General features: G+C 46.3%; 20 protein-coding genes and 1 pseudogene. 9 read left to right on the forward strand and 12 right to left on the reverse strand.

Translation table 11 applies throughout. The features are described from left to right. Positions 1-210: 210 nt before the first annotated feature. Positions 211-1,086 carry a DMT family transporter gene (locus IQ263_RS22230; protein ID WP_194070349.1) on the forward strand — a complete coding sequence of 292 codons (876 nt, stop codon included), beginning with the start codon at positions 211-213 and terminating at the stop codon, positions 1,084-1,086. A gap of 235 nt (positions 1,087-1,321) precedes the next feature. Continuing rightward, positions 1,322-2,245, forward strand: coding sequence for a spermidine synthase (locus IQ263_RS22235; RefSeq protein WP_194070351.1), 924 nt, complete (start codon positions 1,322-1,324; stop codon positions 2,243-2,245). A gap of 423 nt (positions 2,246-2,668) precedes the next feature. Here IQ263_RS22235 and IQ263_RS22240 read toward each other — a convergent pair whose 3' ends face one another. The 3 genes from IQ263_RS22240 to IQ263_RS22250 form a co-directional block, all read right to left on the reverse strand. Further along, complete coding sequence (locus IQ263_RS22240) at positions 2,669-3,196, reverse strand: heavy metal-responsive transcriptional regulator (protein ID WP_333089636.1); 528 nt, start codon at positions 3,194-3,196, stop codon at positions 2,669-2,671. A gap of 12 nt (positions 3,197-3,208) precedes the next feature. Further along, the gene (locus IQ263_RS22245) at positions 3,209-3,505 is read right to left on the reverse strand and encodes a hypothetical protein (RefSeq protein WP_194070353.1); all 297 of its coding nucleotides are present in this window, start codon (positions 3,503-3,505) and stop codon (positions 3,209-3,211) included. A 510-nt stretch (positions 3,506-4,015) separates the two neighbouring features. Further along, entirely contained in the window at positions 4,016-4,186 is a 171-nt protein-coding gene (locus tag IQ263_RS22250; RefSeq protein ID WP_194070356.1) for a hypothetical protein, read from the reverse strand. A gap of 166 nt (positions 4,187-4,352) precedes the next feature. Between IQ263_RS22250 and IQ263_RS22255 the strand changes: the two genes are divergently transcribed. The 3 genes from IQ263_RS22255 to speA all read left to right on the forward strand — a co-directional run bounded on the left by IQ263_RS22255 (position 4,353) and on the right by speA (position 8,573). Continuing rightward, positions 4,353-4,943: a DUF3611 family protein gene (locus IQ263_RS22255; RefSeq protein ID WP_194070357.1), complete on the forward strand. Its 591-nt coding sequence runs from the start codon at positions 4,353-4,355 to the stop codon at positions 4,941-4,943. Between the two features lie 233 nt (positions 4,944-5,176). Next, complete coding sequence (locus tag IQ263_RS22260) at positions 5,177-6,319, forward strand: helix-turn-helix domain-containing protein (RefSeq protein ID WP_194070359.1); 1,143 nt, start codon at positions 5,177-5,179, stop codon at positions 6,317-6,319. Positions 6,320-6,563: 244 nt separating this feature from the next. Beyond that, on the forward strand, positions 6,564-8,573 hold the full coding sequence (gene speA, locus IQ263_RS22265) for a biosynthetic arginine decarboxylase (protein ID WP_194070361.1): 2,010 nt from the start codon (positions 6,564-6,566) through the stop codon (positions 8,571-8,573). Positions 8,574-8,799: 226 nt separating this feature from the next. Here the strand turns inward: speA and IQ263_RS22270 are convergent, their stop codons facing one another. From IQ263_RS22270 to IQ263_RS22300, 7 genes are all read right to left on the reverse strand, one after another. Beyond that, positions 8,800-9,960 carry a nucleotidyltransferase family protein gene (locus tag IQ263_RS22270; RefSeq protein ID WP_194009059.1) on the reverse strand — a complete coding sequence of 387 codons (1,161 nt, stop codon included), beginning with the start codon at positions 9,958-9,960 and terminating at the stop codon, positions 8,800-8,802. A 316-nt stretch (positions 9,961-10,276) separates the two neighbouring features. Further along, entirely contained in the window at positions 10,277-11,089 is an 813-nt protein-coding gene (locus IQ263_RS22275) for a segregation/condensation protein A (protein ID WP_194070366.1), read from the reverse strand. A 665-nt stretch (positions 11,090-11,754) separates the two neighbouring features. Further along, a complete protein-coding gene (locus IQ263_RS22280) occupies positions 11,755-12,582 on the reverse strand; it encodes a DUF3153 domain-containing protein (protein WP_194070367.1) in 828 nt (275 codons plus the stop codon). Positions 12,583-12,916: 334 nt separating this feature from the next. Further along, a complete protein-coding gene (locus IQ263_RS22285; RefSeq protein ID WP_194070368.1) occupies positions 12,917-14,221 on the reverse strand; it encodes a metallopeptidase TldD-related protein in 1,305 nt (434 codons plus the stop codon). A gap of 351 nt (positions 14,222-14,572) precedes the next feature. Next, entirely contained in the window at positions 14,573-16,558 is a 1,986-nt protein-coding gene (locus tag IQ263_RS22290; protein ID WP_194070369.1) for an adenylate/guanylate cyclase domain-containing protein, read from the reverse strand. Between the two features lie 289 nt (positions 16,559-16,847). Beyond that, entirely contained in the window at positions 16,848-17,369 is a 522-nt protein-coding gene (locus tag IQ263_RS22295; protein ID WP_194070370.1) for a tetratricopeptide repeat protein, read from the reverse strand. Positions 17,370-17,416: 47 nt separating this feature from the next. After that, a complete protein-coding gene (locus tag IQ263_RS22300) occupies positions 17,417-17,749 on the reverse strand; it encodes a single-stranded DNA-binding protein (RefSeq protein ID WP_194009049.1) in 333 nt (110 codons plus the stop codon). 331 nt (positions 17,750-18,080) lie between these two features. Here IQ263_RS22300 and IQ263_RS22305 point away from each other — a divergent pair, with 331 nt between their 5' ends. From IQ263_RS22305 to mreD, 3 genes are all read left to right on the forward strand, one after another. Beyond that, positions 18,081-19,088: a rod shape-determining protein gene (locus tag IQ263_RS22305; RefSeq protein WP_194070376.1), complete on the forward strand. Its 1,008-nt coding sequence runs from the start codon at positions 18,081-18,083 to the stop codon at positions 19,086-19,088. Between the two features lie 87 nt (positions 19,089-19,175). Next, entirely contained in the window at positions 19,176-19,979 is an 804-nt protein-coding gene (mreC, locus tag IQ263_RS22310) for a rod shape-determining protein MreC (RefSeq protein ID WP_194070371.1), read from the forward strand. Then, on the forward strand, positions 19,979-20,545 hold the full coding sequence (mreD, locus tag IQ263_RS22315) for a rod shape-determining protein MreD (RefSeq protein ID WP_194070372.1): 567 nt from the start codon (positions 19,979-19,981) through the stop codon (positions 20,543-20,545). The genes mreC and mreD overlap by 1 nt, the downstream gene beginning before the upstream one ends. A 225-nt stretch (positions 20,546-20,770) precedes the next feature. Here the strand turns inward: mreD and IQ263_RS22320 are convergent, their stop codons facing one another. Further along, a complete protein-coding gene (locus IQ263_RS22320) occupies positions 20,771-21,562 on the reverse strand; it encodes an HAD family hydrolase (RefSeq protein ID WP_194070373.1) in 792 nt (263 codons plus the stop codon). A 246-nt stretch (positions 21,563-21,808) separates the two neighbouring features. Here IQ263_RS22320 and argB point away from each other — a divergent pair, with 246 nt between their 5' ends. Beyond that, the gene (gene argB / locus IQ263_RS22325) at positions 21,809-22,720 is read left to right on the forward strand and encodes an acetylglutamate kinase (RefSeq protein WP_194070374.1); all 912 of its coding nucleotides are present in this window, start codon (positions 21,809-21,811) and stop codon (positions 22,718-22,720) included. 372 nt (positions 22,721-23,092) lie between these two features. Here the strand turns inward: argB and IQ263_RS22330 are convergent. Beyond that, positions 23,093-23,401: pseudogene (locus IQ263_RS22330) on the reverse strand (DUF5615 family PIN-like protein); the annotation flags it as partial. Positions 23,402-23,607 lie beyond the last annotated feature (206 nt).

Consider the following 23,607-nt stretch of genomic DNA (forward strand, 5'->3'; position numbering starts at 1 on the left):
GGCATTGGGCATGGGCATGGGGCATGGGCATGGGGCATCGGGCATGGGCATGGGGCATCGGGCATCGGGCATGGGGCATCGGCCAAACAGGGCATCGGGCATGGGGCATTGGGCATTGGTAACTAATGACAACAGTTAACAGTCAACAGTTAACAGTTAACAGTTAACAGTCAACAATCAACAATCAACAGTCAATAATCAACAAATTTTATGGGTGAAATCGCCGCTTTAGGCGCTGCATTTGTCTGGGCTCTATCTTCCACAATTTGGCAGCGAGTAGGACAGCAAATCCCCGCAGTGGTGCTAAACTTCCTCAAAGGCGCGATCGCCCTTTTCATGCTCCTTGCCACTGTAATAATTTTAGGAAAACCCTTCCCCGCCGTCAACCCCAATATTTTAGCAATGCTGCTCATCAGCGGCGCCTTAGGAATTGGCCTCGGAGACACTGCTTGGTTTGTCGTCTTAAAATATTTAGGTGCGAGGCGAGCGCTGCTTTTAGAAACCCTATCTCCCCCCTTAACAGCTTTACTCGGCTTCATATTTTTACAAGAAAAGCTATCGGCCATTGCTTGTACAGGCATACTTTTAACCATCTGCGGCGTAGCTTGGGTAATTGCCGAACGAACAGCCGAAACTACCTTACCATCAAAACAGCTTTGGCTGGGATTAGGCATTAGTTTATTAGGACAAACAGCCCACGCCGCCGGAGCTATTTTATCCCGCGCCGCCTTCAATCAAACAGATATCGATCCCTTGTGGACTGCGGCCTTGCGTTTGAGCGGGGGAGTTGCAGTCATGTTATGCTTTTTAAACCCCACAAACCTTGGGAATTGCAAACAATTAAAAGCGCCCAAAATATTAGGTGCAATAATTTTAGCAGCTTTTTTAGGAACCTATCTCGGAATTTTCCTGCAACAAACTTCGCTGAAATATGCGCCCGCAGCGATCGCCCAAGCACTCAGTTCTACCAGTCCCCTGTTTGTACTGCCTTTAGCGGTGGTAGCAGGCGAAAAAGTCAGCCTGCGGGCAGTTTTGGGGGTCGTTGGGGCGATCGCTGGAATTGCGTTATTATTGGGTTTAAAGTGATGAAATTTGAGATTTAATACCAGGGAAGCATCTCTGTCGGAAAGCAGCCAAGCCCAAAATTGGAGACAGGAGACAGGAGACAGGAGACAGGAGGAAAGAGGAAGAAAGAAGGAGTTAAAAGAAGTTTTTTTACAAATATGAGATGCTCCCAATACCAGTTCCTAAAAAATCAAACTGTACGTCACGTCGGCTCCCAATCATTATACTCCTCAGCAATTTCCCAATATCAAATAATATGACTGATTATTTAGGCGATCGGCAAAATAGCAAAGTTGCAGCTATTCGCAAACAAATCAATTGGCTGCAGCAACAACCAGACGGCACTCTATTTCAACAAAATTATGGCGAAAACTGCATAGCAGTCAAAAAGATTAAATCATTCCTACTCCTACTTTTAGCAGACACAGAAACCTTCACCACCAAGGTAGCTCAATCAATTCTAGATCTCAACAATCCACTAAATTTAATCTTTCCCTATGCCAGAGCAATGATGCTAGCATTAGTCTGGAAAAATTCACCCCAAAAAATATATATAATCGGCTTTGGCGGCGGTAGCATTCCCAACTATTTTCACCACTACTTCCCTCACGCGATGGTCGAATGTACCGATATTGACCCCATAGTAGTCGAAGTCGCTCAAAAGTTTTTTGGAATTCAATTAAACGACAAATTAAAAGTCGCCATTCAAGATGGTCGCGAATATCTTGCCGGACAAAATACCACCGTAAAAAATGATATAATTATTGTGGATGCTGGTTTTGGTAGCGGCTATATGCCCTATAAATTGGTGACACAAGAATTTTACCAACTTTGCAAAACTCGCTTGTCAAGCGCGGGCGTTGTAGTTGTCAATTTGTTCCACCAGCAAAAGTTTAATGCGGCGGCGGTGAAAACTATTCAAACTGTGTTTGCACAAGTTTATTTATTCAATTTAGACCAGGGTAACACCATTGCGATCGCGACTAATGCTCCTGATTTAACTCAAGATGAAATCTTTTTGAAAGCCGAAATTATTCAAGATTTTTATAATTTAGAATTTTCCTTAATAGAATTGTCGCTTCAGCTCAAAAAAGTAGCGCAATTGCCAGAATGGGTAAACAGTTGGGATACCTTGCCAATTTTTACCGATGCTGCAATTCCGGCGGAATATTTCGATTAATAATTGCACCCAAACAACTTTAATTGTAGGGTGTCCAACTCGCACTATCACGCCTCCGGCTGCTTGTGTTTGTGCAGCATCGCTATAGCAAGTAGCAAGTCCAATCAGTCCACGATCGATACTAGCAAATATCTGTTTAAAAAATACTTGACAGTGAAATTGTGGCGGTGTATTATAAAAGTAGTGTAAGAAAATAACAACATGAGACTAAAAAGTTGGGAGTCTCCCCGCAGCGAGGGCAGAAACTCCAAAGGTAAAGGCGGATCGGCCAGGGCTCGACAGCTCAAAAAGCAACGGCAAACTCTGCGAAAACAGTTAAAAGCCCAAAGCGATCGCTCGAAACACCAAACAAACCACCCACCAAACAAGCAAGGGAAGGAAACCCATAATTCCTTCCCTTTTTTTGGATCTTTTTGCCGTTGCTCAATCCCGCTGAATGTTGGGACAAATCGTGCTACTAATCCGATCGCGCGAGGGTTGCTCTTCCCAGCGGTTGAGAATACCTTGCAACTCCCCTTTCAAAGTTTCTAAAGCTGCAATTTGCCCGGAAATTTCCTCTACCTTCAAAATTAGACGCTGTTTTGCTTCAGAGCAAGGCAAGTCTCCCCGATCGCGAACTTGTAAAATATCCTTAATCTCCTGAAGGCTCAAACCCAGAGTTTTAGATCGTTTAATAAACGCCAATCTGTTGAATACTGCCTCGCCAAACAACCGATAACCAGCGGGCGATCGTTTTACCGCCGGAGACAGCAAGCCCATTTGCTCATAGTAGCGAACAGTTTTCACCGACAAACCGCTACAGGCAGCTACGGAGCCAATTTGGTATAATTTCTCGGCCACAGAAATATTCATCAACCAAGCCTCAAAAATCGAGCATCGAAAGACTTTTCTGGTCAGATCTCGATACGGCCTCAGCCCTAGAAAGTCGATCGCCACATTCCAGAGTGCCATTGCGCGATCGACTTAATAAGGAGGATTTTTCTTAGACAGGTTGTTGAGCGTGGGTAACTGAGATCGAGAAGACTGAGGAGGAAGGTAGTATTCGGTAGCAGGGGCGGATTGTTCGGCTCCAGAGCGGTAAATTTGCCACCAGCGGAGGGCCATCGCCACCCCAGCAGTACCCAGCCCAAAAGCCAACAAAGAACCGCTAGCGCCGATGCTGCCGATCGCTGCATCGACAACGCCCACCGTCACAATAAAGCTGGTAATTGGCTCTTTACGGTAAGCAGACCTCAAAAGTCGCGTCCATGAAGCATTCATGTGGTTTTACTCTGTTCTATATTTATTTACAATCTCTAAAACTTAGAGTGGGCGGTGCGATCGAGATTTCTAGCTGAGACTAGCTTCACCTAAATTAATCTGCTCCCCTGTGGGGAATTGTACGGGAGCGAGGCTAAATTGCCAAGCCTGTCAAATCAAAATTTCACCCGAAATATCGCTCCCAAAGCTAGCTCTTGCATTTTCTAAACCGATGTTTCTCGATTGACAAGTCGCTGGGCTTGTTCTAATTAATATTCTAATCAATTCCCGAAGTGGTCGCGGTCAGCAGGGTGACACCCTTGCGAGTGACAGTCCAGACCAACTGTGAGGCTGAGGGGCCCAAAAACTGCTATCAGCCCCCGACGCTAGCTCAGGGTAAATCCCCAAATTTTAGACTTTTGTTCCTCCTCCCAGATGAATCTGTGGAGTCAAATCTAAAATCTAAAACTTGCGCTGAGCGAAGCCGAAGTATCTAAAATCTCAAATCGACTGACCGCGCCATTGCTAAAATTAGTTGAGACCTAACCAGGCCAGCAACCCCTGCCCTGTGACATACTCGATAATTACAGTTAGGGAAAAACCGATCATCGCAGCTCGACCGTTAAGGCGTTCCGCGTAGCTGTTAAAGCCAAACTTTGGTTGTTCGAGTTTGGGAGTGACGGTGGGTTGTAGTTGTGCCATTGCTTTATATACCTTGCGATCGACGCTGTTCAAATGTGAAATCGAATGTCAGTTACAAATCTTAAACATTTCTGCTTCCATTATAAAGAGGGTTAACCGCCATCAACCGTCCGCGCTAAAAAAAACTGCTGCTAACTCAAGCCACTTAATTATATCCGCTGAAAATATGACCAATCAGTTAGATACCGATAAGCCTCCTGTAGCCGTACAGCGAGTTGCCTTTGCCCTTCGTACAGCAGGCTGGATTTGCTTCTGGGTGCAATTAGTGCTAGCGGTGGTAGCGGCGATCATTTTGCTCTTTGCCATCCCCTTCGCCATCCCTAGCGCCACCGCTGCTGCTCGTTCAACCAGTGCCGGCACCGGTGGCGGTGTATTTTTTGCAATTTGCGGGCTGGCAGTTCTTGGTTACAGCGTATTTCGCGCTTGGGGTTTCACTCGCTTGTCGAAACAACTGCGATCGCCCGCAGGCGCTGTCCGCCCCAAAAAAGCAGACACCATCAAACAAGTTCAGTTGACTCTGATCGGCAATTTGTCAGGACTGCTGCTGACGCTGATCGGTGCAGAAGCCATCAGCGGCACGCTTTTAGCCAAATCTCTAGCTCAGCCGCAAGCTTTGTTCGGGGCCGCCGTCGATTTCAGCAGATTTATTCAGCCTTTGGACATATTTGTGGTATTGGCAAATACTCACGCCACGGTGGCCCACTTTGTCGGAATTGTCGGGACTCTTTGGTTGCTCGATCGCATCCACAAGATCTAAAAAATTGTAATCGGTAATCGGTAATTGGGAATTCTTTCTTTCTCCCCCGATCGCCCTCCCAAATTGATGCGGACTCAAGTCCGAACGATCAAACTTCTCCCCCGATCCTCCTCCCGAATTGATGCGGACTCAAGTCCGAACGATCGAACCTCTCCCCCGATCCCCCTCCGGAATCAATGCCAAGCTGTCGAAGAACTTATTCAGATACCTTCTAGCAAGACAACACAAACATCATGGCACTGAAACCCGAGGCTTATTTTGGGGTGACAGATCACGCAACTATTGAAATTTCTCAAGAAAGTTTTCGTTCTGTCCTCGGTCAAATAGAAGCTGAACTCCTCTGTAGCGACACCTACAGCCACGCTCTAGCTAGCTTGCAAACCATGTTGGGTGAAGCAGCATCAGCAGCGGAAATTTTAATTAGAGCCGTTAGCAGAGAAGCTGTCAAGCTGGCATTTGACAGGTTTGGCAAACCAAACAACACGGAAATCCAAGTTGTAGAAGAGACTTTCGCTGCTGCAACTTCCGCCGCCCTATCGGTTAGAGAATTAGAGCCGTCAGTACCCGATCCTGTGTTCTATTGGCGCAACGCTGCTGTGGAAGCGCCCCCCCAAACCGAGGTCGAGACTGAAGATGGCGAGACAGAAAATCACTCTTCACAAGAAGAGCAACCAGCGCCTCAAGACGAAATTAAAGTTGAGTCGGCTGCACCAGCAACTGTCATCGCCCCTGCAAAATCCTTTCCGGGGTTCGGTTTTCTCAACAAGACCAAAAAACTCACCAAGGAAGAAGAAGCAGCAATCGCAGTTGAACAGCGAGAAGAGTCTCTGCGGGAGTTGGGTATAGAGTTACGCAAGGGGCGACAAGTTCGATCGCTATCCCTCCAACAACTCCACAGTCAAACTCTCGTCCCGCTGCACCATATTGAGTCGATCGAAAATGGGGAAATTGAGAAACTGCCCCAGGATATTTACGTTAGAGGTTTTATCCGCAGGTTGGGCGATGCCTTGGGACTAGACGGCACCGCGATGGCAAATGCTTTGCCCAAACCGGCTCCGAGTCTCGTAATTGCTAACACCTATTTGTCTGTTTCTGACTCGGATTCAGCCGACGGCTTTCAAATGCGTCCCGTGCATTTATACCTCGGTTACACCGCTTTGATGGCTGGGGCGATCGGGGGTGTGGGTTGGCTGTCACAGCAACCTGTAGTACCGGGCGCCAATGCAGTACCTGAGCCGCAGGTGAAACCGCCCGCCTCTGTTGCGCCGGCTCCGAAGAGCCAAGAAAAAGCGCCTCAGCCGGGTTTGAAGAAGTCTCATAACGGGGCGATGATTGTGGGGGCTGACATGGCACCGCCGGAGGTGATTTTTGGTTAGAGTGTGTCGGGCGATCGATCGCCTGACAGCACTCGTGGCGCACGTAAACTGGGAAACCGGATTTGCGAGTTTACATCCATGCGTACATACAGCTTGAATATAGCGGTTCGATCGCGTGGTGAGGTATGCCCGGGGCAGGCCGGCGCGGGCCGGCTCGGGCCTAGTGAATTTTCCACTGCATCAGGAAACCCGATATCTGCGATAGACTATCTATTTGACCACTCATTTCGAGGTTTTCAATAAGATGAGCTCCCCAGCTACCGTTGCTTCCTCCGATACCGAGTCGCTATCGACTCAGACGCCAACAGTCACGAGTTTGGTTCCTTCAGACGGTGCTTTGGTAGCGGCTGCTGAACAGCCACAAAAATCTTGGACAATAGAAGATAGCGAGAAACTATACCGCATTCAAGGCTGGGGCGAACCCTATTTTTCCATCAATGCCGCCGGTCACGTTACAGTGTCTCCCAAGGGCGATCGCGGCGGTTCCCTCGACTTGTACGAACTGGTTGAATCGCTCAAACAGCGCAATTTAGCTTTGCCCCTGCTGATTCGATTTTCCGATATTTTGGAAGATCGGATCGATCGCTTAAATTCCTGTTTTGCCAGAGCAATCGCTCGCTACAGTTACAAAAATGTCTATCGCGGCGTCTTTCCAGTCAAATGCAACCAGCACCGACAGTTAGTTCAAGATTTGGTGCGTTTCGGTCAACCCCATCACTTCGGACTGGAAGCCGGCTCAAAACCAGAATTAATGATCGCTTTGGCGACTTTGAAAACCCCTGGCGCTTTGTTGATTTGCAACGGTTACAAAGACCGCGAATACATAGAAACCGCAATTTTGGCGCAGCGGCTAGGGCAAACTTCCGTGATTGTGCTGGAGCAAATTGAGGAAGTAGGACTCGCAATTGCCGCCAGCATTGCATTAAAAATTAAACCTGTTTTGGGAGTGCGAGCCAAACTCACTACCAAAGGCGTTGGCCGCTGGGGAGGTTCCACGGGCGATCGGGCAAAATTTGGCTTGACAATTCCAGAAATTATCCGCGCCGTCGGCGAACTAGAACAAGCAGGAATGCTCGACTGTTTGCAGTTGCTGCACTTCCACATCGGCTCTCAAATTTCCTCAATTAGCGTCATCAAAGATGCCATTAGAGAAGCCAGCCACATTTATGTAGAATTAGCTAAATTGGGAGCTAATATGAACTACTTGGACGTAGGCGGCGGGCTCGGCGTTGACTACGACGGCTCTAAAACAAATTTCCACACTTCCAAAAACTACAATATGCAAAACTACGCAAACGACGTAGTAGCGGGAGTGAAAGATGCCTGCGACGAGCGGAAAATTCCTGTACCAATTATCATCAGCGAAAGCGGGCGGGCGATCGCATCTCACCAATCAGTTTTAGTTTTTAACGTACTCGGTACTAGCGATGTCCCCAGAGAAGTACCAGAACCAGTAGACAAAAACGCGCATCTTATTCCGCGCAATCTCTACGAAATTTACCAATCAATCACACCCGAAAATTACCAAGAAGTCTATCACGATGCGATCCAATTTAAGGAAGAAGCCGTCAGTTTATTTAACTTAGGCTATTTGGGAATTGCGGAACGGGCAAAAACCGAACAGTTGTACTGGGCTTGCTGCGATAAAATACAGGCGATCGCGCGGCAAAAAGAATACGTTTCGGACGATTTGGAAGACCTAGAAAAGGTGATGGCGTCTATTTATTACATCAACCTATCTGTTTTCCAGTCAGTACCAGACAGTTGGGCAATCAATCAATTGTTCCCAATTATGCCCCTTAACCGACTCGACGAAGAACCTACTGCGCGCGGTATTTTAGCCGATATAACCTGCGACAGCGACGGTAAAATCGACCAATTTATCGATTTGCGAGATATCAAGTCGGTTTTGGAACTGCATACTCTCAAGCCGGGAGAACCTTACTATTTAGCGCTATTTTTGGGAGGTGCTTATCAAGAAATTATGGGCAACCTTCACAACTTATTCGGCGATGCAAATACAGTTCATATTCAGCTAACGCCTTCTGGCTATCATATCGAACACGTAGTGAAAGGAGACACTATGAAAGAAGTCCTCAGCTACGTACAGTACGATTCAGAAAGCTTGGTTGAAAGCATCCGCCGTCAGACAGAAGCAGCTTTGCAGCAAAATAAAATTACTCTTTCTGAAGCCCAACTTTTGCTGCAAAATTACGAACGAAGTCTGGGCCAGTACACCTATCTTCAGTCGTAATTAATCATATCGCGTCCGATCGATCGGTTTGTAGTGCGGACTTTAGTTCGCGTTTTACGGACTAAAGTCCTCACTACAAACGATTTTTACTCGTTACCAGCACCTTACCTTTAGAAAATACCCACTATGGCGGTTCGATCGCGTGGTGAGGTATGCCCACGGAGGCCACGGAGGCCTATGCCCACTCCTAGCACCTCATGTTACGCTCGAAAGGCTATACCAATTATTAAAGATTACCGAGAATTGCTGCGATCGCCCGCCGCTCTTCTCCGTGTTGAGTAGGCAAAACTTGGCGAGCGTCAGTAATCAGCCAATCGAGCGCCGCTTCTTGCAAATCGATCGCAGCTCCGGTTTTGTCAACGCAATAGCGCCCGAACACCAGTTTGTCAATCAACCGCACCTCTGGGCCTAAACGGGAATACTCAAAAATCACACTGTTTTGCACAGTCGCCCCGCTGCACACCCAACAATTTGGGCCGATCATTGTCGGGCCCACAATTTTTGCTCCATCCTCAATAATGGTCATCCCGCCAATGTAAACAGGCCCGGTAATATCAACCTTATCCCAGTTCACAGCCACATTCAAACCAGCGTAAACGCCGGGGCGCACTTCAATTCCCGGAATTGAAACATTTTTAATTTCTCCCAACAGCACGCTCTGAATTGCCCGCCAATAGTCAGGAACTTTGCCAATATCCACCCACTCAAAGTCCATGCTAATTCCGTAAAACGGAGCCCCTGCTTCTACTAGCGCGGGGAATAACTCGGAACCGATATCGTACTCTTTACCCGAAGGGATGTAATTGAATATTTCCGGTTCAAAAATATAAATCCCAGTATTGATGTCGGTACTCAGAGCTTCTTCTACAGAAGGTTTTTCTTGAAAAGCTTTAATTCTGCCAGAATCGTCTGTCACCACCACTCCGTAACTGGGAACTTGTTCCCGAGGAACAGATTTCATCACAATAGTAGCGATCGCCCCTTTTTCCCGGTGCCACTTCACAGCAGCAGTCAAGTCCAAGTCAATCAAAGCGTCCCCGCACAGCACCACAAAAGTATCATCAAAAAACGGTGAAAAATCCTGAATCCGTTTCATGCCGCCAGCCGAACCGATGGCTTCTCCAATCATTTTTCCGTCTTCAATCCGGCCTTCAAAAGAATAGCCAATTTGTACCCCAAACTTTTGACCGTCTCGGAAATAGTTCTCAATCACGTCGGCCAAGTGAGAAACATTGACCATAATCTGATCGAACCCATGCTGGCGGAGCAATTCAACCAAAAATTCCATCACTGGCTTTTGCAGGATCGGAATCATCGGTTTGGGTATTGTCTGAGTAATGGGACGGACGCGAGTGCCTTTACCGGCCGCCAGAATCATCGCTTTCATTATTAACTTCCTCAACCCTCTATTAATTGATATCAACTCAACACTTAGATGCTAGCGGTTGCGATCGCGATCGGTGCGATCGCAGCACAATCCCGACTTGTTTATAGGCGACATCGTACCAGGCTATTAATGATTTATTCCCTATTTACTAGATTTAAAAAATCAGGAATCGAGAATTAACCAGAACTTCGCAATCGGGCTGTCCGCGTTTCATACTCAGCCTTAGAATATCGGCGAGCAAGGTTCTGCCTAAAGTCTTAACCGACGCAGGGGGAGAGTTATTGGTTTCCCCGGTTGACTACCATGCCGTTTCAGTTCACAGCGGCCGGATTTTGAGGTCTTGGTAAAACTCCTCTTGAAGCAACTCTACTTTAGACTGAGCCGACAGCAACAATAACGCCCAAAAAACACCCACACGGTCATGATTTGGCAAGTGAACTTCCCCAGTCGATAGCGGGGACTCGGCGTCAACAGGAGAGTGCAAATCGTGATGGCGCCAAAGTTCCAGAAGTTCTTCCAAGTCGAGCCAGCCCTCATCAATTTCAGACCCGCGCCCTGTCAGAAGCCGTTCTAGTTCGCTAGCAGTTTCCACAAGATTTTCTTGGTGAGCTAGCTCAAAAATAGCCTGGGCTGCTTGCGATCGCATTTTTGAGGTCGGGCGGCGGCGAGGAGCAACTGTCTGCTCCATTGCTGCTTTCATAAGCTGCAACTGCTCGATTAGTTCCGGGAGAGTCACCGGGCGTTTTTGTGGGAGTTGAGCGACACCGCGACGGCGCAATTGTCGCTCCAAATGCTGCGGCAAATGTCGCCCTCCCGAATGCTCTGAGTCTTCTAGCGCGGCCTCGTCGAATTCAGGATTTGCGGGGGGTTCAGAGAGAACGATACTTTCTGCTTTGAGCAGCACCAGCATTGAAGCGTACAAAAACGCTTGACCCGAGTGGGACAAATCGGAGAAATCCGTACCCCTATCGGCATCGCAGGCGTTTGTCAGTTTGCTCAAACATCGATCGAACACTTCAATGACTTGCACGTCCCAAGGATTGATTTCTCCCCGTTCTGCCAAATCAATTAAAATTGCGATTCCCTCAGAAATCGTTTCTAAACCATTTTGGTCTCTGGAAACAACCATTAAATTTTAGATTTTAGATTTTAGATTCTTTGATATCAAATCCGTTGGCATCGGAATAGTAAATTCACTGTTAACTGTTAACTGTTAACTGTTGACCGTTGACTGTTAACTGTTGACTGTTGACTGTTAACATCATGTATGAGTGCAACCGGAATTGATCTGACTTCGCGAGCGAACAAGTTTTAGATTTTAAACTGATACATTTACCCAGAAAAAAACCGTTTTTTTTATCCTAAATTGGCTCGTTCCCAGGAAGAGCCTGGTAATGCAAATCCAGAGGATCTACCTCCTTATTATCTCGCAACTTGCAGGAAAGAAAACTGTAGGAGGTGCTTAAGTTATTAAGTTTTCTATCCTAAGCAATACTTCGGACAGTTTTTTAAAGCCTCTGGAAGCTTTACAGTGCAAGTCTTCACATTTTTAATCTTTTTTTCAAACTTAAGGCTCAACTTAAACTTAGAAAAAATAGTCCACACTTTAGCCAGCATGGGTTTCAGATATTCGATCGTGCCTAAAACTGTCCGAAGTATTGTCCTAAGTAAAGTTCGCAGTACATCAGTCAGCGTCCGTAACTTAAGAGCGGACGGTCGTCCGCACTACGAACCGTTTTTGTTATGGTAATCAACCGGACACGATATGACTCGCCCAGATCAAATATATCCTCTTTAGGTTTGGCCGAGCTTTTGCGGTTTCTTGCCGATTCCGAGTCCTGGCAATATTTGATATTTCAAAGCAATACCCGCCGCCACAAATAAGGCAATAATTAACGCCCCAATCCCTACGGGGCTCGGAATCCAGAATGTCGCCTCCAAATAGTTAATTTCCCCTGGTTTCAGCTTCCAAACTAACTGCTTTCCTTCGCGGTAAATTTCGGGTACGAGCGCACCGGCTACAGTTTCCATACTTTCTGCGCCCCAAGGCGTGTTCAAGCTAAATTCTAGCTCCAAAAGCCCCCCCGGACTCAGCAGCAAACTGCCGTTTGAGGAAAGCAGAGAAAGAGAGCGCAAATCCAATTCCAAACTCAACCGATTTCGCAGCACCAATAACAAATTATTCTGCTTGACATCCATGTGAGATTCAAACTTCGGTAAATCGGTTTCTAGCTTACTTGCGACGGGAGGATTTTTGGTGGTTTGTGCGATCGGATTGTAGAATTTGTTGAACTTGTTTTGTAACTCGGCTCCATTATTAAAAGGAATAGTCACCATAACTTCTGTCTCGGAAAGCCGTTTAGTTTTTCCGTTCAGCAACCTCACCCGCTGTTCTACGCTGTTTAACCAATCTCCAACAGTTTCGCTGCTGAAGCTGGTCAACTTTTCCCCCAGTTTAATGTGCTGGACAATTTCGCCGCGAGTTTGACTTTGAAAGTTGACTCCGACATCGTACTGAACACATCCAGTCACTAGAGTTAAAAGGCAAAGAACAAAAGGTAAAAGAAAGAAAAAGTGCTTTTTCTTCTTCCCAGTTCCATCCTTGACATTTTGCTCTTTCATTGTACCTTTCCCCTATTTTTTCCTATTTGCATGACTTAGCAAAGCGATAATTTGCCGACACAGTTTCTGTTTTTTTCTGACAACTCTCGACTTATATCAAATCCTCTCTTCATCGGAATAGTAAATTCACTGTTGACTGTTGACTGTTAACAGTTGACTGTTAACAGTTAACATCATTCCGATGCAACCGGAAACGATATTACGCACTGCGGAATAAAAACCCGGTTTCTTAACAGTATTGGCGATTTCACCGACGGTTTTTGGCAGAAACCGGGTTTTTGGGGCCAAGCGTCATAACATTTTTATGGCAAAAGTTTTTCTAGGATCACTCAACTTATTGCCTTGAAGCGACACCCAACTGTTGAAACAGCATACTCGGCAAATATGCCGCACCGCCTACCCATTCGGCTTCGCTGCTCAAATCTGCCAAATTTTTAAAGGCTTCAAAAATGCTGCCTGCGACCATTGTATTCTTGACGCGACCGACTATTTTGCCTTTTTCTACTTTATAGCCTAAGTCTAAATTGACTGAAAATTCTCCTGCTAATTGATTGGATTGACCGGCACCTAAAACTTGCTCTACTATTAGACCTTCGTCCATGCTAGCAATCAAGTCTTGGATGCTGGTGTTTCCTGGGGAAATGCAGAAGTTAGTCAAATCAGGGCCTGGGCGCGACAATCCACCGCGAAAACCGTTGCCGGTTGATTGTACACCGGCGCGGGCGGCCCACCTGCGATCCCAATAAAATCCGGTGACGGTGCCTTTTTCAATTAAGGTTTTGCGGGTGGTGGGCGTACCTTCGTCGTCGAAGGGACAGGCGGAAGGGCCTAAAGTTGGGTCTTCAAAAAAGGTGAAGCGTTCGTCAAATAAGGTTTCGCCGATTTTGTCGGCTAGGGGAGAGGCTTTTTGAACTACGGTTTGACCTGAAAGGATGGTATCAAAGAGGCTGCCTAATGTGCTGGCGGCGGCTCTGGGGGTGAACAATACTGGGTAGGAACCGCTGGCGATGGTGGCCCGATGTTCGGCGAGGCGGTATTTTTCGAGGAGTGATTGGAGGATGCTGTTGGTGTCCAGGGCCCGATCGCGCGCGACGTCGTAACTGTATGCTTGCATAAAGTCTTCTCCTTTGACCAAATTTCCGGCGATCGTCCCGCTGACTATTTGGCTGCTTCTTTCGGCATACACATCTCGCGTCGTGGCAATTTTGACGCGGCCGCTGCGGACGTGAAAGCCTACATCTACCATAATATCGGGATTGTAGGCGTGAACTTGCTCAATGAGGTTTTTGCCGTTTTCGACTAATTCGGCAGTTGTGGGCGGAGTGTAGGTGGTTTCCGGGCCTTTTAGGTGAAAGTTGGAGGCGAGTTCAAATTCGGCCGGATCGCCGATTTCGGCTGTTTGAATCGCTGCATCGACTAAATCGTCTATCCGGGTTAAGTCTGTGGAACTAGCAAAGCCGATTTTGCCTTGGTAAATTAGCCGGAGTGCTACGCCTTGCAGTGCTTTGGTTTGCAGGGATTTGAGGCGATTGTTTTCAAATTCGATCGGCGTGTCTTGACTCGACAGGTAGTATACTTCAGCGGCCGAGGCTCGCTGACTTGCCAATTTCAATATCTGTTCTATGGTGGAATCGCTCACAATAATCGCCTTTGAGGTTGGTCTTTGTTTTATTTTAGCGATTTTGGGTGTGGCCAGAAACCGGCTTTTTTCCAAAAACATCGATACCCCACCGAAAAACTGCGAAAAACCCGGTTGCTTTGATTTTGGGTGTGGCCAGAACTCGCAAAGACTTAGAAACCGGGTTTTTTCGCGAATCTGTCGGCTACAGCGAAGTCTTGTCATAAAAACCCGGTTTCTCGACACCCGCGCGTAAAACCATCCATCGCTTGTCACCTTCATTTTCCGAAGCATTTTATAGCGCCAAAACTTTTCCCTGGCTGGAAGAACAAGTTAACAGTTATTCACCTATCGAGTGCTAGTTGCTAATATTCATCGCCCCCGACCCAAAAGCCAATAGGTCATCATTTCTCCTCTTCCCTTGACCTGGATCGTACCCCTTGGCTCTAGTAAGTATTTATGCTGTAATTTGAGATAAGTCGCATCGGAGACTTGAATGTATCCCGGTTTACCGTGGGATTCCATCCTTGAGGCGATATTCACCGCATCACCCCAGAGGTCATAGATAAATTTCTTAATCCCAATTACTCCCGCAATTACAGGCCCGGTATTAATCCCGATCCGAATTTGTAGAGATTCCCCAAAAATATTCTCCACGTCTTGCATATAGGCGTGCATATCCAACGCCATGTTGGCGATCGCTTCGGCATGATCCGTTCGAGAAACGGGTAAACCACCAACTACCATGTAGGCATCCCCAATGGTTTTAATTTTCTCTAAACCATACTTTTCAGTGAGTTGATCGAAGGCAGAGAAAATTTGGTTCAAACCTGCTACCAATTGCATCGGCTCTATCCGAGCCGAGATCCCAGTAAAACCTACGATATCCGCAAACAAAATCGTGGCTTCTTCAAAATGTTCAGCAGGGGATTCATTAGTTCGCATGAGGCGATCGGCAATTTCCGCAGGTAAGATATTCAAAAGTAATTGTTCTGACCTTTCTTTTTCTTGGCGCAGTTCTCCTGTTCTTTGCTCCACTCTATCTTCCAACTCGACCTTTGCCAAATGGAGGGCATCTAGAGAATCCTTCAGTTGTTGGGTCATGCCGTTAAAAACGTTGGCTAATTTGCCAAGTTCAACGATGGAACTAACTTCGACTTGTTGGTTGAGATTGCCCTTGGCGATCGCTTCCGAAGCAGTAGTTATCCGCTCCACAGGACGGATAATCCGGCGAGCGGTCAGAATACCCAACAAAATTGCCAAAATCAAAGTTGCTAAACAGAGCAGGATTGTAGTCTGAGTATTGGCATAAATCTGATTCATAAAGTCTGCTTCTGGAATAGTGACCACCACCAACCAGTCAATACCTTTACCATCTCGAAAAGGATCGACTCGGACAAAATAATTTTTACCATCGACGGCAAATTTCAGTTGATGAGGTGCATAGATATTTTGAAAATCCTGAAACTGCTCTAGTAAAGCTTGACTTGCTTTTTGGGTGATGACATTGCTACTATTGACAACCTTGAGTCGTTCAATTCGTTGCTCTGGCAGTTGGACAACCTTGTCTGGGTAATATTGAAAGGGCTTTTCCCCTGTAGAGGTGGCAATCATTTCTCCAGAACGTTCCAGAATAAAACTTTGCCCAGTTTTACCGATTTTGAGTTGGCTTAAAAAATCCCCAAACATTATTAGATTTAAGCTGGTCATCCACACTCCTTGGAGATCTCCAGTCTGGGTATATATGGGTTTGCCCGCCGCAATATATAGGTATTTACCTGTAATGTGAGGATACAGTTTTGCCCAAACAGCTTGTTTTTGCTGGACTGGAATTTTATAGTAGGGGCGGTTGCGGGGGTCAAAGTTAGGTTTCCCGGCGTTGATAATTTCTCGGCGTTCCCCTTCTGGACTGGCGGTATAGGTAGTCAAAGTGTGGTTATTTTCTACCTCCGAAGTACGGATGACGATCGCGCCATCATCCTGCCGCTCACCAGCAAAAAACTCCTGATTGGGGGTAACAAAAGCTGCGGCAGCAACAAGGGGAAAGGCAGGGAGTTGTCCCCATAGAAACTTCTCTACGTCTCTCCCATTATTAAGATCGATGCGGTTTTGGCTCAGGGCTGTATCATAGTTTTCAAAGCATTGAAAAGGAATAGCCACCAAATAAGTTAGATTTTCCTTGATGCGATCGCTAGTATCATTCCGCAACTGAGTAGCTACATCATTTACTGCTTTTTGACCGTTTCTATAGGAAAGATAACCAACAACAGCCACTGCTCCAACTGTTTGGACAACAAATGGAACAATTAGCAGTATTTGTAGGGGAATTTTTTTGAAAAGTCCAGGTGATAATGGCATCCTTAAGAAGCTTTGGCAAGTAATGTTGCCATTACGGGACAAAAAATAACCCTGAGCGATAGATCGAACTGTTGCTGCCTATTTTGTCATGGACGATCGGAAATGCTGAATTTTGATACAATTTTTTACACTCAGTAAGAGCAACCCCTTGCTAAGGGTTGGAAATGAATATTTTTTCACCGTTTAAGTAGATAGGCCCTGTAAAAAGCAACTATGTAAACGATTGTCAAGTATTGAAATGCGCTAAGCGTGGCTGGCTTAGGGTTGTTTACATTAAGTAGAAGTTAGCCTAACTTAGCCATACTAAAGAGCAAAAAATTATAATTGTTGCAATTAATGCCACCCAAATAAACTGATTATCTTTCGTATTAACCTGGCTCAAATCAACAGGTTCCGGTGCAACTAATTTGGGTTTGGCGTACTTGATATCAGCCTTGGGATTGGCCTGAAAACTGATTGATTGATTTTCATCCAAAGCTGCTAAATCGGGGATTTTCACCATCCATTCGGGAGGGATGGTGAGTTTGGGGGCTTCGAGTATGAATAGCAAGCGCTTGGCTTGCTGGCGGGTTTCTTGGCGGGGATGGCGGGTGAGTTTGCGGCAAAGGTCGATCGCCCTTTCTGTATCGCCAGAGGCTTCGTAGGCCGTCACCAGCCACATCTGCACTTCGCCGCCCAACGGGGAATTGCGATCGACCAAACCGATCGCTGTTTCTAAACTCTCGACGGATCGAGCGTAGCGGCCGCTCTCAAAAGCTACTCGGCCAGCTTGATACTCTGTTTGAACAATTTCTAACTTTTCGGAAGTCACCAGCCGCCACCCAATTCACAAATATTATTTTCCCAATTACCCAAATGCTAGAATTCGTTGTCGCGCTTGGAACCCAGCAAGTCTAACTGGTCTACTCTAATTACTGGCATTGAGCGATTAGCTCCTGTACTGCGATCTTGCCAGCGATCGAACTTCAAAGAGCCTGTCACCCCAATTTGAGCGCCTTTGCGAACGTAATCAGCAGCAATCTGCGCTGTTTTGCCCCAGATTTCTAGAGTAAACCAGTCTGGTTCGTCGTTATTGCGCGATCGTCTTCTCACTGCCAGCGTCAACTTGCACTTAACTGTACCCGACTCAAAATATTTTACGTCCGGGTCGCCGCCGACGCGGCCTACTAAAGTCACAACATTAAGACTCATAAACTTTTTCGGGAATGTGCTCGATTGGTGGTGTAGTTAAACTCTCCTGGACTCGCGATCGTCTGCCAGCTTAACTTGTAACAGCGCGAATCAGGGCTTCATCCTGATTTTACACCCACTTACCAGAACATATTGATTGTGGATGATTGGCGAGTCTTCACTCAACTCGCGATCGACAATGTACGTTTCTGACTAGACTCAGAATGAAAAACGTAATAGAATCCACCTCGGTTACACTTTTGTAACAACATTATTGCACACATTAGTATTTTAGTTTGGGGGGGGGTACAAATCAGTGGGTCTTCTCAATCGATTTTCCTTATCTAGAGATATGGGTATCGACCTCGGTACTGCTAACACGCTCGTTTATGTATCCGGCAAAGGTATTGTTCTGCAAGAACCGTCTGTAGTGGCGATCGACCAAGACTTAAAAATACCGCTGGCTGTCGGAGAAGATGCTAAAAAAATGCTCGGGCGCACGCCAGGGAATGTCATAGCACTGCGCCCGCTGCGCGACGGGGTAATCGCAGACTTCGATACTGCCGAACTCATGCTCAAGACTTTTATCCGCAGGGTTCACGAAGGGCGAACCATCGTTTCGCCCCGGATAATTATTGGCATCCCCAGCGGTGTCACCGGAGTGGAGAGGCGTGCTGTCATTGAGGCGGCAACTCAGGCCGGTGCTAGAGAAGTACGTTTAATTGATGAACCTATCGCTGCGGCGATCGGGGCCGGACTGCCTGTTGCTGAGGCGACTGGCAATATGATTATAGATATCGGCGGGGGTACGACGGAAGTTGCGGTTTTGAGCTTGCAAGGTACGGTAATCAGCGAGTCTGTGCGGGTAGCGGGTGACGAACTCAATGAGTCGATCGTCCAATACATGAAAAAAGTTCACAATTTGGTCATCGGCGAACGCACTGCTGAAGAAATTAAAATTCAAGTGGGCTCTGCATATCCGACGACTGAGGATGACGACGTAATTATGGAAGTGCGGGGCTTGCACTTGCTCTCCGGTCTGCCGCGAACTGTGACGATCAAAGGCCCAGAAATTCGCGAAAGTATGTCGGAACCGCTTTCAGTAATTGTGGAAGCTGTCAAGCGTACTTTGGAACGCACTCCCCCAGAATTAGCAGCAGATATTATTGACAGGGGAATTATGCTGGCCGGCGGCGGGGCGCTGATGAAAGGTTTAGATACTCTGATCAGTCACGAAACAGGAATTGTCACTCACGTGGCAGCCGATCCCCTGTGCTGCGTGGTTTTGGGCACTGGTAGGGTCTTGGAAAATAAACAGTTGGAACGGGTTTTCAGCGGGCAGTCGTCGCGCAATATGTAGTTAACAAATTTGGGATTTTGGATTTAGAAATAGGGCTGCCATCTCAAATCTAAAATCCTGACATAACAATTTTACATTACTGAGATTATGCTAAAAAACACAATCCGCAGGTGGTGGGATCTGCGTCTACCAATAGCTCTTTTAGGTTTAGCTGTAACTGCTGCTTGGGGAGTTAGACAAACACAAGGTGCTCCACTGTTTGAAGTTTACAATTGGGTGTCTCGTCCTTTTCAAGCCAACGGCTCGGGACAAGAGCAACTCATCTCGGCGCGGACTCAAGAATTGCAAGCGCGGCTATTAGAATCGGAAGCTCAAAATCAAAAACTAAAAGATCTTTTAGGTTATGTTTCTGCTAAGAAACCTAAAGGAATTGTCGCTCCTATTGTCGGCCGCAGCGCTGACCACTGGTGGCAGCAAATTACTTTGGGACGCGGCAGTAATGATGGCATAAAAACAGATTTTACTGTGATGGGCCCTGGCGGTTTGGTAGGTCGGGTTGTCAGCGTTACTCGTAATACTAGCTTGGTGCTTTTAGTCAGCGATCCTACGAGTCAATTGGGTGTGGGAATTACTCGCAGTCGCAACATGGGTTTTATGCGGGGTAAAGGCGGAAATCAGGCTGTAATGGAGTTTTTTGATAATGTTCCCAATGTCAAGCCTGGGGATGTGGTTTCAACTTCTTCTTTCAGTCAGTTGTTCCCTGCTGGTTTGCCGGTGGGAAAAATCGTTTCCGTGGATATGAATAAAACTCCGGCTCCTGAAGCTGTTGTTGAGTTTTCTGCACCGATGAATTCTCTGGAATGGGCGGTGATTTACCCTCACTCTAAGGAAGTTGAACAAAAGAATGCCGCTGGTGAATCTTCTGCGCCGAATGGGGGAGAAAAGCAGTAATGAAGGCTTTATCTAGAATGTTTGGGCGATCGCGCAAATTTCTCAACTTTGGCGTTACATTTGTTTCTGTACTGCTGTGCTTACTAATATTGCCCACTCGGATGCCGGGAATGGAATTGCTGGGAATTAGCCCTAACTGGCTGTTAATTTGGTTGGTAGCTTGGAGTATTAAGCGGAAACGTACAGTTTGGGGAGCCGCTAGCATGGGCGTGGTTTTGGGGTTTCTTCAAGATGCGATGACTGCTCCTCATCCTAGCCACGCTGTGAGTCTAGTTATTGTAGGAGTCTTAACGGTTGTTTTGCTCAAAACCTGGTCGATTCCGGCGGATATTGTGGAGAGAGATCCGATTCCGATCGCGCTAATTGTGTTTGGGATGGCGGTGGTGGCGGAAACGGTGATGGGGCTGCAATTTTTGGCTGTGGGCGATCGGGCTTTAGTAGAAATTTGGAGCGATCACCAGCGAGTGGCTTTGTGTTCTGCTATTCTCAGCAGTCTTTGGGCTCCGGTGATTTATTTTCCCCTCAATCACTTGTGGGAAATGACTAGGAGTTTAGAAAAATCTTAGTTAGTCAGTAGTCAGTAGTTAGTAGTCAGTAGTCATTAGTCATTAGTCATTAGTCATTAGTCATTGGTTATTGGTTATTGGTTATTGGTTACTTGCTACGAATTCCCAATCCCTCCGCTTCGCTCCGCCCACTTCTCAATTCCCAATAACAACTAACAAATAACAGTCAACAGTCAACAGTCAACAGTTAACAGTTAACAGTTAACAGTCAACAGTCAACTGTTGTCACTCAACGATCGCCTTTGGGGCCGCTCCTAATAAGTGATGAACGGCAATAATCAAGTCGCTGAGAATGAAATTAGGCTGGTGTTTTTGCAGTTGATGGCGGCTGCGAATGCCGCAGGTAACGGCAATTGTAGGTATTCCCAATGCTTGTCCCGCGAGGATATCTGCTTCGGTATCTCCGATCATCCAAGCCGAACCGAGAGATGACTCAAATTCTTCGGCAACTTCAGCTAACAATTCGGTTTTTAAGGCTGTATAGTTGTGGTAGGCAGCATCCGGCATTTGAGTGCCGCGAATGCTGGTAAACAGTCTGGCTAAACCGTAATTTTGCAACAGTTGAACGGCTTGATGTCTCGGCCGCAGGGTGACTAAAATAAGTCGCACGCCGCGGGAGTGCAAAAGCGCGATCGCCCATTGCACTCCCGGCTGAAGGCGATCTAGGTGCAACAAGTCTGGCTGATTGACAATCCGACTCACGCATCCGAGAAAAACCTGAATTTCTGCTCCCGACAAGCCGGAAGATTTGGCTATTTCAGCATCGGGGACTCGATTTTGTTTCATTTGCCAAAACTGCTGTTTGCTGAGGATTTGCAGGTTGAGGCTGATTCCTCGCTCGCTACAGGCTGCTTGAGTGTCGGCTAATCCCTGTTTGTAAGTGCTGTAGTAGCGATCGGACACATCGACAATCGGCCCGTCTAAATCGCAAAATACCGTCATTCGGGGGGACGAGTCAGCCTCTGATGGTAGCGTGTACTGAGGGTTTTCGGAATTGGGGGCGACAGCAGTTAACATATAAGGTTAAGTAAATCAAGGATAACAATACATTTCTTGACTTTACCAAGAATTTTATAAGTTATAAGACAAAATTTCAAGCTATATCATTAAAAAAACCTATGATAATTATGAGGATAGCTCTCAAAAAGGGCGATCGGGCCAATCGTCGATAAATTCCAGGGAAAAAGTGATTTTTGTAGCTGTTGATATTTGCTTTAGCCATTAAAGTTTAGAATTAAGTTTTTAGTCTTTTGTAAATTACCCATGCTCAAACAAAGCGATTTTGTTAGGAATCCAGACACTAATCGAGTAGAGGTGCTTTCCGAAGCACTGCCTTACATTCAAAACTTTGCCGGCCGCACAATTGTAGTCAAATATGGCGGTGCGGCGATGAAAGATAGCACTCTCAAAGACAAAGTAGTTCGGGATATTGTGCTCCTAGCTTGTGTGGGGATGCGTCCGGTTGTCGTTCACGGCGGCGGCCCGGAAATTAATATTTGGCTGGAAAAATTGGGAATTGAGCCCCAATTTAAGGATGGTTTGCGAGTAACTGATGCAGCGACAATGGAAGTCGTAGAAATGGTTTTGGTGGGGAAAGTAAATAAGGAAATTGTTTCGTTAATCAACCAAGCTGGCGGCAAAGCAGTGGGATTGTGCGGCAAGGATGCGAATCTGATTCAAGCTCGTCCAGATGGCCGCGAGGGAATTGGGTTTGTTGGTGAAGTTAGCGGCGTGGAAGTCAATATTTTGGAGTCTTTGGTGAACAGCGGTTATATTCCGGTGGTGTCGAGCGTGGCGGCGGATCAGTTCGGTCAATCTTACAACATTAATGCTGACACAGTGGCTGGGGAAATTGCCGCTGGTTTGGGAGCAGAAAAATTGATTTTGATGACTGATACTGCGGGAATTTTGGAGGATTATCACAAGCCGGAGAGTCTGATTGCTAAGTTGGATATTCAAGAAGCGAGACAGTTAGTTGAGTCGGGAGTTGTGTCTGGGGGGATGATTCCGAAGGTTAATTGTTGTGTGCGAAGTTTGGCTCAGGGTGTGAAGGGCGCTCACATTATTGACGGGCGAATTCCTCATGCTTTGCTGCAAGAAATATTCACGGATGCAGGGATTGGCTCGATGATTGTTGCTTCTGAGTTTAGCGGGGGGAAGTTAAGGTATAAGTAGGGCGTGAATGTTAGTTTGGGGCGGGTAAGTGAAGCGATAAATCATTGCTTTACCCGTCCAGAGAATTGCTTTCTAGTTTACCAGTAGGACTTGTGGGAACTGTTGTTGAAGTGTATGATACAGAAAAAAAGGTCAGTATTTAGTGGAGTTGTCTGATAGTTAAGGGATTGAATATGCTATGGCTATTTTGAAAGCAGATGAAATTTTAGTTCTGTAATATGAACTTGCAGTTGCTTAGGAATGTGAGGGGAATAAAAGTTCGATAAGGGCGATCGCACTTTGGGATTCGGGATGAGAAAGCCGAGATCCCTTTTAGTTATTTCGGGAAAAAAGGGATCTCGCTATCATTTTTTACTCTCGAATGCGAATTCTCTAAACTTCTACCAGTAGTAATTTACCTCGATAATGCTCCTCACTATCGTGCAATGATAAGTATTCTGTTAGCCTTGGCATCAACTGAGGAATTATTTCCGGGTGATTTCTCAATTGAAGAGAAATGATTCCTTGATATGAACTTGGCGGATAAGTCACAATATCTGCGAATTCTCCATTGAGAGAAACAAGTATGGTATTTAATTCCTGAGCTTTGGCAATGACAATAGTATCTGGAGATTCAATTGGAATGTAATCTCCCAATACAAAAACTTCATGTTCGTTATCGCGAAGGATTTGAATAATAGACTTAGGAACGCATTGTCAATAAACAATCTTAAACTTCTTAGGCAACTGTTTCAAAATTCGACAAATCGCGAGCATAATCACTGTAGTTTAGACTAAAAAATAAGCGTAGCTAAAAGTAGCCACCTTTGAATCTCAGGCAAGCTGTTGCTTAAAAACTCAAGAGGGAGAAGATTAAATAGCTAATCTTGAAGACTTTTTACGTCGAG

This window comes from Tychonema sp. LEGE 06208 (genome assembly GCF_015207505.1).
Taxonomy (GTDB): Bacteria; Cyanobacteriota; Cyanobacteriia; order Cyanobacteriales; family Microcoleaceae; genus Microcoleus.

What these genes read in the sequence shown, in the direction of transcription:
- IQ263_RS22230 (WP_194070349.1), top strand. Translation starts at nt 211, where the DNA reads ATGGGTGAAATCGCCGCTTTAGGCGCTGCATTTGTCTGGGCTCTATCT.
- IQ263_RS22235 (WP_194070351.1), top strand. Translation starts at nt 1,322, where the DNA reads ATGACTGATTATTTAGGCGATCGGCAAAATAGCAAAGTTGCAGCTATT.
- IQ263_RS22240 (WP_333089636.1), bottom strand. Translation starts at nt 3,196, where the DNA reads ATGGCACTCTGGAATGTGGCGATCGACTTTCTAGGGCTGAGGCCGTAT.
- IQ263_RS22245 (WP_194070353.1), bottom strand. Translation starts at nt 3,505, where the DNA reads ATGAATGCTTCATGGACGCGACTTTTGAGGTCTGCTTACCGTAAAGAG.
- IQ263_RS22250 (WP_194070356.1), bottom strand. Translation starts at nt 4,186, where the DNA reads ATGGCACAACTACAACCCACCGTCACTCCCAAACTCGAACAACCAAAG.
- IQ263_RS22255 (WP_194070357.1), top strand. Translation starts at nt 4,353, where the DNA reads ATGACCAATCAGTTAGATACCGATAAGCCTCCTGTAGCCGTACAGCGA.
- IQ263_RS22260 (WP_194070359.1), top strand. Translation starts at nt 5,177, where the DNA reads ATGGCACTGAAACCCGAGGCTTATTTTGGGGTGACAGATCACGCAACT.
- speA (WP_194070361.1), top strand. Translation starts at nt 6,564, where the DNA reads ATGAGCTCCCCAGCTACCGTTGCTTCCTCCGATACCGAGTCGCTATCG.
- IQ263_RS22270 (WP_194009059.1), bottom strand. Translation starts at nt 9,960, where the DNA reads ATGAAAGCGATGATTCTGGCGGCCGGTAAAGGCACTCGCGTCCGTCCC.
- IQ263_RS22275 (WP_194070366.1), bottom strand. Translation starts at nt 11,089, where the DNA reads ATGGTTGTTTCCAGAGACCAAAATGGTTTAGAAACGATTTCTGAGGGA.
- IQ263_RS22280 (WP_194070367.1), bottom strand. Translation starts at nt 12,582, where the DNA reads ATGAAAGAGCAAAATGTCAAGGATGGAACTGGGAAGAAGAAAAAGCAC.
- IQ263_RS22290 (WP_194070369.1), bottom strand. Translation starts at nt 16,558, where the DNA reads ATGCCATTATCACCTGGACTTTTCAAAAAAATTCCCCTACAAATACTG.
- IQ263_RS22300 (WP_194009049.1), bottom strand. Translation starts at nt 17,749, where the DNA reads ATGAGTCTTAATGTTGTGACTTTAGTAGGCCGCGTCGGCGGCGACCCG.
- IQ263_RS22305 (WP_194070376.1), top strand. Translation starts at nt 18,081, where the DNA reads ATGGGTATCGACCTCGGTACTGCTAACACGCTCGTTTATGTATCCGGC.
- mreC (WP_194070371.1), top strand. Translation starts at nt 19,176, where the DNA reads ATGCTAAAAAACACAATCCGCAGGTGGTGGGATCTGCGTCTACCAATA.
- mreD (WP_194070372.1), top strand. Translation starts at nt 19,979, where the DNA reads ATGAAGGCTTTATCTAGAATGTTTGGGCGATCGCGCAAATTTCTCAAC.
- IQ263_RS22320 (WP_194070373.1), bottom strand. Translation starts at nt 21,562, where the DNA reads ATGTTAACTGCTGTCGCCCCCAATTCCGAAAACCCTCAGTACACGCTA.
- argB (WP_194070374.1), top strand. Translation starts at nt 21,809, where the DNA reads ATGCTCAAACAAAGCGATTTTGTTAGGAATCCAGACACTAATCGAGTA.